Origin of the sequence: Paraniabella hibiscisoli, assembly GCF_022512515.1 — a bacterium.
GTDB lineage: Bacteria > Bacteroidota > Bacteroidia > Chitinophagales > Chitinophagaceae > Niabella > Niabella hibiscisoli.
This window is the reverse complement of sequence record NZ_JAKWBK010000003.1, coordinates 264109-275521: the sequence shown is the minus strand read 5'-3', so window position 1 is coordinate 275521 and position 11413 is coordinate 264109. Positions and strand designations below refer to the sequence as shown.

Annotated in this window: 12 protein-coding genes and 3 pseudogenes; 12 read left to right on the top strand and 3 right to left on the bottom strand. The window is 41.9% G+C overall.

Annotated features, from left to right (window positions below; genetic code table 11):
• The first annotated feature begins 281 nt into the window (after nt 1-281).
• The 10 genes and pseudogenes from MKP07_RS32570 (at nt 282) to MKP07_RS32530 (ending at nt 5837) form a co-directional block, all read left to right on the top strand.
• Complete coding sequence (locus tag MKP07_RS32570; RefSeq protein WP_240852241.1) at nt 282-1019, top strand: murein L,D-transpeptidase catalytic domain family protein; 738 nt, start codon at nt 282-284, stop codon at nt 1017-1019.
• A 343-nt stretch (nt 1020-1362) separates the two neighbouring features.
• Nucleotides 1363-1758 carry a hypothetical protein gene (locus MKP07_RS32565; protein WP_240852240.1) on the top strand — a complete coding sequence of 132 codons (396 nt, stop codon included), beginning with the start codon at nt 1363-1365 and terminating at the stop codon, nt 1756-1758.
• Complete coding sequence (locus MKP07_RS32560; RefSeq protein WP_240852239.1) at nt 1758-2015, top strand: hypothetical protein; 258 nt, start codon at nt 1758-1760, stop codon at nt 2013-2015. Before MKP07_RS32565 ends, MKP07_RS32560 begins: the two co-directional genes overlap by 1 nt.
• Nucleotides 2006-2740 carry an anthranilate synthase component I family protein gene (locus MKP07_RS32555; RefSeq protein WP_240852753.1) on the top strand — a complete coding sequence of 245 codons (735 nt, stop codon included), beginning with the start codon at nt 2006-2008 and terminating at the stop codon, nt 2738-2740. The genes MKP07_RS32560 and MKP07_RS32555 overlap by 10 nt, the downstream gene beginning before the upstream one ends.
• A gap of 43 nt (nt 2741-2783) precedes the next feature.
• Complete coding sequence (locus MKP07_RS43290) at nt 2784-3143, top strand: anthranilate synthase component II (RefSeq protein ID WP_394803742.1); 360 nt, start codon at nt 2784-2786, stop codon at nt 3141-3143.
• A gap of 14 nt (nt 3144-3157) precedes the next feature.
• A complete protein-coding gene (locus MKP07_RS43285) occupies nt 3158-3352 on the top strand; it encodes a glutamine amidotransferase-related protein (RefSeq protein ID WP_394803741.1) in 195 nt (64 codons plus the stop codon).
• A gap of 11 nt (nt 3353-3363) precedes the next feature.
• Nucleotides 3364-4121 (top strand): annotated as a pseudogene (gene trpD, locus MKP07_RS32545) (anthranilate phosphoribosyltransferase).
• Complete coding sequence (locus MKP07_RS40340) at nt 4103-4372, top strand: hypothetical protein (RefSeq protein WP_262920103.1); 270 nt, start codon at nt 4103-4105, stop codon at nt 4370-4372. The pseudogene trpD and the gene MKP07_RS40340 overlap by 19 nt, the downstream one beginning before the upstream one ends.
• Before the next feature lie 51 nt (nt 4373-4423).
• Nucleotides 4424-5212, top strand: a complete 789-nt coding sequence (trpC, locus tag MKP07_RS32535) for an indole-3-glycerol phosphate synthase TrpC (RefSeq protein WP_240852237.1) — start codon at nt 4424-4426, stop codon at nt 5210-5212.
• Nucleotides 5209-5837 (top strand): annotated as a pseudogene (locus MKP07_RS32530) (phosphoribosylanthranilate isomerase). The gene trpC and the pseudogene MKP07_RS32530 overlap by 4 nt, the downstream one beginning before the upstream one ends.
• Nucleotides 5838-5888: 51 nt before the next feature.
• Here MKP07_RS32530 and MKP07_RS41670 read toward each other — a convergent pair.
• Both MKP07_RS41670 and MKP07_RS41665 read right to left on the bottom strand, forming a co-directional pair.
• Complete coding sequence (locus MKP07_RS41670; RefSeq protein ID WP_394803757.1) at nt 5889-6437, bottom strand: AMP-binding enzyme; 549 nt, start codon at nt 6435-6437, stop codon at nt 5889-5891.
• A 57-nt stretch (nt 6438-6494) separates the two neighbouring features.
• Nucleotides 6495-7729 (bottom strand): annotated as a pseudogene (locus tag MKP07_RS41665) (AMP-binding protein); the annotation flags it as partial.
• A 307-nt stretch (nt 7730-8036) separates the two neighbouring features.
• Between MKP07_RS41665 and MKP07_RS32515 the strand changes: the two are divergent.
• Both MKP07_RS32515 and MKP07_RS32510 read left to right on the top strand, forming a co-directional pair.
• Nucleotides 8037-8900: a glycoside hydrolase family 78 protein gene (locus MKP07_RS32515; RefSeq protein WP_240852236.1), complete on the top strand. Its 864-nt coding sequence runs from the start codon at nt 8037-8039 to the stop codon at nt 8898-8900.
• Nucleotides 8900-10828 carry a family 78 glycoside hydrolase catalytic domain gene (locus MKP07_RS32510; protein WP_240852235.1) on the top strand — a complete coding sequence of 643 codons (1929 nt, stop codon included), beginning with the start codon at nt 8900-8902 and terminating at the stop codon, nt 10826-10828. The genes MKP07_RS32515 and MKP07_RS32510 overlap by 1 nt, the downstream gene beginning before the upstream one ends.
• A gap of 56 nt (nt 10829-10884) precedes the next feature.
• Here MKP07_RS32510 and MKP07_RS32505 read toward each other — a convergent pair whose 3' ends face one another.
• Nucleotides 10885-11340, bottom strand: a complete 456-nt coding sequence (locus MKP07_RS32505) for a hypothetical protein (protein WP_240852234.1) — start codon at nt 11338-11340, stop codon at nt 10885-10887.
• Nucleotides 11341-11413: the final 73 nt, after the last annotated feature.

The window sequence follows — 11413 nt, the reverse complement described above, 5'->3', positions numbered from 1 at the left end:
ATGTTTAAATCGCTGTCGCTGCCCATTATTATTCCTACTTCTATTGCCATGCTGCAAAGGAACAATAAAAACAATTGGCAGGCAAAAACTATTGAAACTGATTATCAGATAATTGTGAAAATTACAATTCTTTGAATGTTAAAATTTTCTTATTGCAGGAATAAGGAGGCAATAATCGCTTTTTATTCACGTTTATAAAGTCCCCTACCGAAAATTCTACACGTTCTTATAGAAAGACATACTTATAATTTTTAATATAAAAAAGAATTAAAGGAGAGCGTATGCAATTAAAAAAATATTTGCGGCTATTGGGATTTAGTGTGTTGTCAGTAGCTTTTTTGTCCTGGACGATTAATAAAATAGAAACAATTAATAAGCCAGAAGTAGAAACAGATAATAAAGTTTTAAACGAAGCCGATAATGAGGCAAGTACACTTGAATTGGTATATGATAGTCTTGAATTAGATGAGCAGGGATTATCGCATGATGCATTTACTTATGCGATGAATGGCTTTAAAAAACTAGATGAAGAAGGGGTTTTGCAAAATGACTCTGTGCTAACGATTATCGATTTTGATCAGCCCAGCAGCCAAAAAAGGATGTATATTATCGATGTAAAGAATTATAAAATGTTATTCAATACCTGGGTGGCCCATGGCCGTAATACGGGTAAGGAAATGGCTGAATTCTTCAGCAATACCAATGAATCACATAAAAGCAGTTTGGGCTTTTATATTACAGATCAAACCTATAGCGGAAGCAAAGGCTATTCACTAAAGCTGAAAGGCCTAGAGCAAAATCTGAATACCAATGCGATGCGTAGGGCGATTGTAATTCATGGTGCTCCGTATGTAAGCCAGTCCTTTATTGATGCACAGGGATATATTGGCCGCAGTCATGGTTGCCCTGCTATTCCAACAGCGCTTACAAAGCCGATTATACAAACTATAAAGAACGGCAGCTGCTTGTTTATTTATAATAGGAGCTATAAGCCATCGCCACATTTTTCAGTTGGATAAACTCTTTAAACCGGCATTGCCGGTTTTTTTGTATTAAGGATATGATGATTGAGTGGTTATCATAAAATGATCGAGGAGCTTGGGATGTTCGCACAAATAAAAATTTGTCTGCAATCAATTAACTATTATATTTGTGACCATGAAAAATGAAAAAAATCTTTTTGGTGGTGGCACGCAAACTCTAATGGGGTATTGTAATGCTGCGCATCATAAAGATGAATGATATACAAGAACCCCGGTACTACCGGGGTTTTTTGTTGGTTTCCATTTAAATAAAAATATTAGCCTTTGGCCTTAGCTTGATAAACATGCAAAAATAACAATTAAAACTACCGTTACCTCCATGCTGGCTGATGTGTTTACGCCAGTAGGAATTTACCTGCGTTTGAGGGACAGGTTTAGAGACACGATCCTGCTGGAAAGTACAGATAATCATGTGGCCGAAAATAGCTGGTCTTTTATAGGAGTAAATGCCATCGGAGGCATTGAGATTTCATCTTCTGAGAAGATGGAAATAAAGCTTCCCGGACACACTGCCGAAACATTTCCATTTCAACAGGGGGATTCTATTACCGATGTGCTGAATGGATTTATGCAGCGTTTTGATATAGAGGCATCGGCTCATAAGGTAGCTGCTTATGCGCAGGGACTTTATGGTTATACTTCTTATGATGCGATCCGTTTTTTGAAACAATCCCGGGCGCTGTATTCCAGGTGGATGAAGAGGCGATCCCATTGATGCGCTATCGTCTGTACCAATATGTCATAGCCATTAATCATTTCAGGGATGAACTGTTTATATGCGAAAATGAAATAGCAGGGATCGACAGTGACAAAGCTGCATTAATATCGCTTATTCGCGGAAAAGATGTTCCGGTATATCCTTTTAGCACCAATGGAGGAGAAAGCTCCAATATGAGTGATGATAATTATCGCAATATGGTGAAACAGGGTATTGCCATTGCTACCGGGGCGATGTTTTCCAGATTGTTTTAAGCCGAAGGTTTCAGCAATCTTTTAATGGCGATGAGTTTAATGTATATCGTGCATTGCGCAATATCAATCCCTCGCCCTATTTGTTCTTCTTTGATTATGGCGATTATAAGATCATGGGATCATCTCCTGAATCACAGCTGATCATTAACAATGGCCAGGCGGTTGTACATCCTATAGCGGGTACGGTTAAACGTACCGGCGATGATAAGCAGGATGCTGCAGAAACGATACGATTGGAGAACGATCCGAAAGAAAATGCAGAACATGTGATGTTGGTAGACCTGGCCCGTAATGATTTGAGCCGCGGGTGCTACGATGTTAAAGTGGCGCATTTCAGGGAGACTCATTTTTACTCTCATGTAATACACCTGGTAAGCGAAGTAGTGGGTACTGTAAATAATACAACCAATGCATTTGAACTGTTAGCGAAAACTTTTCCTGCAGGTACATTGAGTGGTGCTCCTAAAATTAAGGCCATGCAGCTCATCAACCAGTATGAGCCTACTTTACGTAGCTATTATGGCGGCGCTGTTGGTTTTATGGGCTTTAACGGAAGCTGCAACCAGGCTATTATGATCCGCACTTTCCTTAGCCGTAACAATACATTGTATTACCAGGCCGGCGCCGGTGTGGTAGCTGCCAGCATTCCCGAAAGTGAACTGCAGGAAGTTAATAACAAACTGGGTGCTTTAAAAAAGGCAATAGAAGTAGCTCAAACCATCTAATCGCAGGTACATTCAATATTAATTATCTACATTTTTATTTATAATGAAACTTCTCGTTTTCGATAACTACGATTCTTTTACTTATAACCTCGTTCACCTGGTTGAAAAAATATTACATCAAAAAGTAGAAGTGTATCGCAATGACCAGATAACACTGGAGCAGGTAAAAGACTATGATAAAATCATTCTTTCCCCGGGCCCTGGTATACCGGAAGAAGCAGGACTATTATTGCCGCTGATCAAAGAATATGCTGCGTCTAAATCCATATTGGGTGTGTGTTTAGGCCAGCAGGCTATCGGTGAGGCTTTTGGCGGGAAGCTGACTAACCTGTCGAAAGTATATCATGGTGTGGCCACTCCTTGCAAGGTTGTAAAAAAGATGTTGAACTCTTTGCAGGGTTAGGTGAACAATTTGATGTGGGGCGCTATCATTCATGGGTGGTGTCAAGGGATGGGTTTCCCGAGGAGCTGGAAATAACTGCTGTGGACGAGAATGACATGATCATGGCATTGCAGCATAAAACCTTTGATGTACGTGGCGTACAGTTTCACCCCGAAAGTGTGTTGACCCCGAAAGGAGAGCAGATATTAAGAAACTGGTTGAAGGCCTAGTACATAGATTTTTGACCATTAATATTTCAAATGAAAAAATATTAAGCTCATTATTTGAGCATAAAACATTAGACAGGCAAACGGCTAAGGAAGCATTGGTGAACATTGGGAAAGGTGTTTATAACGAGCATGAAGTTACTGCCTTTATGACCGTGTTCCTGATGCGTAGCATAACCTTACAGGAGTTACAGGGCTTCCAGGACGCTCTTTTAGAGCTTTGTGTGCGCGTGGATTTTAGCGGACTGACCACGCTTGATATAGTAGGTACCGGTGGAGATGGGAAGAATACTTTTAATATCTCTACCTTATCCTGTTTTATTGTGGCAGGTGCAGGTATAAAAGTAAGTAAGCATGGTAACTACGGTGCATCAGCAATTAGTGGTTCCTCCAATGTAATTGAGTCCATGGGCTATCGGTTCAAGAACGATGGCGATGCGCTTCGGAAAGAATTGGAAGAGGCTAATATTTGTTTTTTGCATGCACCGCTATTTCACCCGGCATTAAAAAATGTAGGGCCCATACGGAAAAACCTGGGCATGCGTACTTTTTCAATATGCTTGGACCGTTAGTAAACCCGGCGTTTCCGGCTTACAGCATCATCGGCGTTTATAGCCTCGAGATGGCGCGGTTGTATAACTATCTTTTGCAACAGCAGTCTAACAAGTTTGCCATAGTGCATGGATTGGATGGTTATGATGAAGTATCGCTTACCGGTGATAGCAAGCTCTTAACTCCGCAGGAGAAAAGATATTGTCGGCCTTTCAGTTAGCCGGGCTGGAAGTGAAGCCTGAAGCCATTTCGGGCGGTAGCACCGTGGCCGAAGCTGCTCATATCTTTAAATCTATTTTAGAAGGTAATGGAACTCCTGAGCAAGAAGCTGTAGTGTTAGCTAATGCGGCTATTGCTTTGCAGGTGACGGAATCGTTTGCCAGCTATGCTGATGCGTTTGCCGCTGCAAAAGAAAGCCTGAGGTCTGGTAAGGCCAATGCCTGTTTGCAAAAATTAATTTCTTTACAGTAACGGAGCATGTATAAAACCTATTTTTTGATACTGTATTTTGTATAAAAGATCATGAATATTTTAGATACCATTGTAGCACATAAGAGAACAGAAGTCGCGGATAGAAAAGCCCGGACTTCTATAAAAGAACTGGAAGCCAGACCGGCTTTTGCTTTACCGGTTCGATCTTTATCTGATTCTTTGTTAAAGCCAGATGGTACTGGTATTATTGCTGAGTTTAAAAGAAAGTCCCCTTCAAAAGGATTCATTAAGCAAGATGCTAATGTAACAGAAATTACAGCTGCCTATACACGTTATGGGGCGGCCTGTTTATCGGTGTTGACAGACGAAAATTTCTTTGGTGGTTCGGATGCCGATTTAATTGAAGCAAGAGCCAATGAAGTGCCGATATTGAGAAAGGATTTTATTGTAGACGAATATCAAATAACAGAAGCTAAATCAATTGGTGCTGATGTTATTTTGTTAATTGCTGCCTGCCTCACACCTGCAGAAGTGAAGCACCTTGCTGAATTCGCGGCCTCATTGGGATTACAGACTATACTGGAGCTACATGCGGAAGAAGAGTTAGAGCATATTTGTGACGCGACAAAAATTGTAGGAATTAACAATCGTGATCTTAGAACCTTTAGTGTAGATATTGAACGCAGCCTTCGTATGGCTGAAAAATTACCTGCCGATAAAATAAAGATTGCAGAGAGTGGTATCGATAAAATTGATGATATTTTGATCTTTAGACAAAATGGCTTTAAAGGGTTCCTGATTGGAGAATATTTTATGAAGCAACCTGATACGCCTGCAGCGTTTCAAATATTTGTGGAACAACTAAAAGCGGCAGAATGAACCAACCCCGGATAAAAGTATGTGGTATGACCTCCATGCAACAGGTGGAAGAGCTGGCTGCTTTGGGGGTTGATTATGCAGGGTTTATTTTTTATGAAAAATCGCCCAGGTTTGTCGGCAGCAAAGTAGTCGCAGCAAACTTAAAAGCTTTTAGCGGTATACAAAAAGTTGGCGTTTTTGTAAATGAAACAGCGGAAAAGATTTTGCAAATAGTTACTGATTATGGGTTGGACGCTGTACAGCTGCATGGCGATGAAACACCAGAACATTGTAAGGCCTTATCGGCTGAAACTACCGTTATTAAAGCCTTTCGGGTGAAGGGTGATGAAAATTTAAATGAAGTGCTTGCTTCTTACGAAGACTGTGTCGATTATTTTTTATTTGATACCAAAGCGCAGGAATATGGCGGCACAGGGAAGAAATTTGATTGGTCGGTTTTAGAACGAACTTCAATCAATAAGCCTTATTTTTTAGTGGTGGCATCGGTGTCGATGATGCAGCGCAGTTGAAAGAATTTATATCAGTAAATCATGTTTTCTCACTGGATGTGAATAGTAAGTTTGAAATGGAACCTGGTGTTAAAGATATGGAACAGGTGAGGCGATTTGTGCGGGATATTGTTTAAACAAACAGGCCGTGGTTTCAACTACGGCCTGTTTGCAGATATAGATCAAAATTATATTTTACCTTCTTTTATTTCATCTACTACTGCAGGGTCCAACAGGGTCGAAGTGTCACCCAGGTTTTCCAGCTCGCCTTCAGCTACCTTGCGTAAAATGCGGCGCATGATCTTACCACTTCGGGTTTTAGGCAGCGCGCTCACAAATTGGATTTTGTCTGGTTTGGCAATCGGACCAATAATACGGGAAACGGTTGCTAACAGATCCTGCTTGGTAAGTTGGTCATCTTCTTCGTGCCGGTTACGTCCATCCAGTACAACGTATGCATAAATACCCTGGCCTTTTAATTCATGCGGATAACCTACTACCGCACTTTCTACAACTCCTGCCATCATATTAATGGCATTCTCCACTTCAGCGGTGCCTAGCCTGTGCCCGCTTACATTCAATACATCGTCTACGCGCCCGGTAATACGGAAATTACCTTCTTCATCTTTAAAAGCGCCATCCCCGGTAAAGTACTTATTTTCATAAGTGCTGAAATAGGTTTGTCTGCAACGTTCATGATCACCCCAGGTGGTGCGGAGTATTCCCGGCCAGGGCATCGTTAAACAAAGATTACCGCTATAGTGGGTGTCCGTTAATTCGGTTACTTCTTCACCTTTTTCGTCTACCAGTACTGGTTTTACACCCGGCAATGGAAGCGTTGCCCAGCTTGGTTTTGCAGGTGTTACACCAGCCAGGTTTGATATTAATATACCACCTGTTTCTGTTTGCCACCAGGTATCCACTATCGGGCATTTTTTCTTACCGATATGTTCATCATACCAGTGCCATGCTTCCTCGTTAATAGGCTCGCCAACGGTTCCTAATACTTTCAGGCTGGACAGATCTTTATCTTTCAATGGATCCAGGCCATAGCTCATTAAAGAACGGATGGCTGTAGGAGCCGTATAAAGTGTATTTACTTTATGCTTGTCCACAATTTCCCAGAACCGGCCTGCGTCAGGCCAGGTAGGGATGCCTTCAAACATCAGGCAGGTAGCGCCAGCTAATAACGGACCATAGGCGATATAGCTATGGCCGGTAATCCAGCCAATATCTGCAGTGCAGAAAAATACATCTCCCGGGTTATATTGAAAGACATTCACAAAAGTGTAAGTAGTCCATAACATATAGCCGCAGTGGTATGCACTACACCCTTAGGTTTGCCCGTGCTACCTGAAGTGTATAAGATGAACAAGGGATCTTCAGCATCCATTTCTTCTGCAGGTACCTTTAATACTTCCTCACTCATGCTTTCTACTACATCTTCCACCTCATCTCTCCACCATACATCACGCCCCTTGATCATACTTACGGGAGTACGGGTACGGGTATGCACAATCACTCTTTTAACGTTACGGTTGCCAATTAAAGCATCATCTATAATTGACTTTAGAGGAATGTCTTTTGCTCCGCGGAAAGCGCCATCGCAGGTAATAATAAACTCGGCTTCCGCATCATATAATCTGTCGGCGATGCTCTGCGCAGAGAACCCTCCGAATATTACGGAGTGAATGGCGCCTATACGGGCACAACCTAAAACTGCTACAACAAGCTCGGGTATCATGCCCATATAAATACAAACACGGTCGCCTTTTTTAACCCCGTTGTTGCGTAATACCTGTGCAAATTCGCATACCTTTTTGTGCAATACTTTATAGGTAAGTGTTCTTACTTTTTCGTTGGGATCATTAGGCTCCCATATGATCGCCGGCCGGTCACCTATAGATTCCAGGTGCCTGTCAAGGCAGTTCTCTGTTATATTCAATTTAGCGCCTTCAAACCATTTTACAGAAGGTTCTGTAAAGTTCCATTCCAGGCCTTTTTTGCTGAAAGGCTGTTTTTTCTCCATTCAAAACTGTCGGCTACTCCGCTCCAGAAACCTTCAGGGTCTTCAAGGCTTTTTTATAATCGGTATGATATTGTTCTAAAGATGTAATCTGAAAAGGATATGACATTGCAAATAGTATTTTGAGGGGCTAATATAATGAACTATTCCTTATTTACCGGCTAAATGCGCAACCGATTGTTTTAAAAAATAGTTATGAATCCCATGAAACTGAATATAGTAGCGGCCGGTAACGTTCTCGTATTAAGATGGACAATGTTGAAAACGGTGTATATTTATAGCTTATTACCTGTTTGCCAAAAATCCCGGAATGAACCATAAACCGATTACTGTATTATTGTTGCTGCTCATTATAAGTTTTAGTTCTTTTGCTGTTCCCAATAAAAAGGAAAGACTCGGCTTGTACGACCTGACCTGTGAATACCTGAAAAGTCCAAAAGGTATCGATGAGCAGCAACCACGTTTGGGGTGGAAGCTAAGATCGCTTAGGGATGATTTGTATGCCCAACGCCAACAGGCTTATCGTGTTATTGTTGCCTCAACGCCTGAGTTGCTTCAAAAAAATAAAGGTGATGTATGGGATTCCAAATGGGTGACCTCATCGCAAACGCAGCAGGTGCCTTACGAGGGGCGGCCTTTAATGTCTGACAGAACTTATTACTGGAAGGTTTGTATAAAGGATGAAGGAGCCCGGGTATCTGCATGGAGCGATGTGAATAGTTTTACAACCGGTTTTTTTGACCAGAAAGAATGGAGAGGACAATGGATCGGGGATGATCAGCGTTTTATCCCTGGTAGGGCTGATTGTAATATATGGGACCCCTGGCTGAAGAAGACATTTACACTTAAAGAGCAAACGGGGCGGGCGTTTATATATATAGCATCAGTGGGCTATCATGAGCTGTATGTAAATGGTGTTAAAGTGGGAGATGGTATTCTGGCTCCCGCGGTAACAGATCATACCAAAAGAGCACGTTATATCTCTTATGATATCACGCAACTTGTTCGCAAAGGCGAAAACATAGTAGGACTTTGGTTGGGCACATCATGGTCTGTTTTTGGACCTTATCATCTTGAAAATAGCGGTCGTCCGCTAACGCCTATCGTTACTGCACAGGCTTTTTTTACAAGAGTAAGAATCCGTCTACAACAGATGCTCCTTTTGATAGTTTGATGACCGACAAGGAATGGAAGACAAAGAGTCCCAACAAATTATTAGGTGTATGGGATTTTTCAAATATGGGCGGTGAGCTGTGGGATGATCGCCGGTTTGATAAGGATTGGAATGTAGAGGGTGATGCTATGAATGGTTGGAAGCATGTGGAAGTGTATCGTCCGCAATTGTTAGTGTCCGCTCAAATGGTTGAAGAGAACAGGCTGCTAACGCCAATCAAACCAATAGGCATAGAACACAGGCCCGATGGGAGTTACCGGGTTGATTTCGGAACTAATTTTGCCGGCTGGACAGAAATACCTGTAAGCGGTCAGCCTGGTGATACCATCCGTTTTAATTTTTCCGAAAGAAAGGAGATGGAGACCACTTTTAATATCAGGAGCAGTTTTATTATTGGTAAAACTGGTAAAGGCATTTTTCGAAATCGCTTTAATTATAGCTCTGGCCGCTGGGTAACTATAAGGGGGCAAAAAGAAGCGCCCAGGCTTGAAGACATTACCGGCTGGTTGGCAAGAACGAACTATGAAACAGCCGCTACCTTTAAATCCTCGGATACATTAATGAATTGGATTTATGATAAAGTTCGCTGGACTTTTGAAAACCTGTCTTTAGGCGGCTATGTTGTAGATTGCCCGCAGCGGGAACGTATGGGCTATGGTGGCGATGCGCATGCGACCAGCGAAACCGGCATGTTTAATTATAAGCTGGGAGCATTTTACACCAAATGGATGCAGGACTGGCGCGATGTGCAGGGGACGGAATCGATGGTGGGAAATATGTATGACAGCAAAACGGCGCGCAAGGCTGTGACCCGCGGCCGTTTACTCAATAATGGTATTTTGCCGCATACAGCACCCACGTACTGGGGTGGCGGCGGACCTGCATGGGGTGGTATTGTAGTTTCGTTACCCTGGTATGTTTATGAGTATTATGGAGATAAGAAGATCCTTGAACAGAATTATCAGCTGATGAAAAACTGGCTGTCATTTTTGGATACCCAGGTAGAAAATAATATGCTGAAAAGATTTGGCGGTGAGTGGGATTTTTTAGGAGATTGGCTGTGGCCCAATGCCACCGCTGAGGGTATGAATAATGATAAACCGCAAACGCTGTTCTTTAATAATTGTTACCGGATTTATAATCTAAGAACAGCTCAAAAAGTAGCGCAGGTTTTAGGACAGGATAAGGATGCGTTGGAATGGGAGCGTAAAGCCAATAGTGCTGCCGACGCCATTCACAGGAAGTTTTTTAATGCTGCGGCAAATACGTATTCAGATGGTAGTCTCGCTAACCTCGCAATGGCTCTCTTATCAGAAATGGTACCTGCTGAACTTCGTACTAAAGTGATGCAGTCTTTGGAGAATGAAATTCTCATAAAAAGCAAAGGCAATGTATCCGCCGGCATCACTGGTGGTACAGTGCTTTTTAAGTTGCTGAGGCAGGAGCAACGTGATGATCTTATTTTTACGATGCTGTCCAAAACTAATTATCCCGGGTGGGGATATATGAAAGAAAATGGTGCCACTACAATCTGGGAAATGTGGGAGAAAAATCTGCCGGGTCATTCTTTATTACATAGTTCCTTTTTATTTCCCGGGGCCTGGTTTATTGAAGGGCTTGGAGGGATTAAGAAAAGCGGACCGGGATTTTCCCATATCATTATTCAGCAACCCAACCTGGGCAACACTAAATTGTCGTGGGTGACTGCCAGCTTTGACGCACCTTCCGGTGTAATTGAAACCTACTGGAAGCGTAGTGCCGGGCAGTTACAATTAAAGCTAACCGTGCCACCTAATACTACAGCTGTTTTGAAAATAGGCGACAAGGAAAATATATTAATCAGCGAGGTGAAAGGGCGCATTCAAAAACTTTCCAATGAAAACGGGTACAGGGTTTATGAGTTGCAATCGGGCAGCTATTCTTTTTAGCAATCGATATTACTTAACTGTTATCAGTGAAAGGATACCTCAAAAACCTGAGGTTTTTATTTAATGGTGTATAATAAAGATTGCCCAAACTTCGAAAATGGTCCTCCCGATACCTTTTGCGATTTGCCATAGGAATTCCTGGAGTAAGCAATTGTTTTTTGAGTGCTTGTAAATATCACACTGTCCATGGACTGGCTTGTGCTCCAGCTAACATCTATTGCAGCTGTGCTTTTAGGTGGCAGCACCAGTTCGATAACATTGGCGTTTAATTTTCTAAAGTGAAGCGTATCGTTTAGTCGTTCGTAAGTAGCTTTGTTCACTTTTTTGATAACAATATTGCTGTAACGAATTTCTTTTTTATAACGTAAATGTTCCCCGTCTGAAAATTTTATACGGATCGTGCAGGGCTCATCTAACGTATTGGTAGCATAATATAAAACAGCCCAGGAACAGCCCGATAACGGGACCAATACAATGAAAGCGAATAAAATGGAAAGCAGTAAGTTTCTCATAAATTTAGTTCATTTACTAAATTATAAAAAGCTCGGATAAGCGATGGCTTTCAAATGTTAATATTTGCGTAAG

Bases quoted from the DNA above. Each gene is read 5' to 3' on its own strand.
- MKP07_RS32505 (WP_240852234.1), bottom strand. From the start codon at position 11,340: ATGAGAAACTTACTGCTTTCCATTTTATTCGCTTTCATTGTATTGGTC.
- MKP07_RS32515 (WP_240852236.1), top strand. From the start codon at position 8,037: ATGAACCATAAACCGATTACTGTATTATTGTTGCTGCTCATTATAAGT.
- MKP07_RS32570 (WP_240852241.1), top strand. From the start codon at position 282: ATGCAATTAAAAAAATATTTGCGGCTATTGGGATTTAGTGTGTTGTCA.
- trpC (WP_240852237.1), top strand. From the start codon at position 4,424: ATGAATATTTTAGATACCATTGTAGCACATAAGAGAACAGAAGTCGCG.
- MKP07_RS32510 (WP_240852235.1), top strand. From the start codon at position 8,900: ATGACCGACAAGGAATGGAAGACAAAGAGTCCCAACAAATTATTAGGT.
- MKP07_RS32565 (WP_240852240.1), top strand. From the start codon at position 1,363: ATGCTGGCTGATGTGTTTACGCCAGTAGGAATTTACCTGCGTTTGAGG.
- MKP07_RS32560 (WP_240852239.1), top strand. From the start codon at position 1,758: ATGCGCTATCGTCTGTACCAATATGTCATAGCCATTAATCATTTCAGG.
- MKP07_RS43290 (WP_394803742.1), top strand. From the start codon at position 2,784: ATGAAACTTCTCGTTTTCGATAACTACGATTCTTTTACTTATAACCTC.
- MKP07_RS41670 (WP_394803757.1), bottom strand. From the start codon at position 6,437: ATGCCCTGGCCGGGAATACTCCGCACCACCTGGGGTGATCATGAACGT.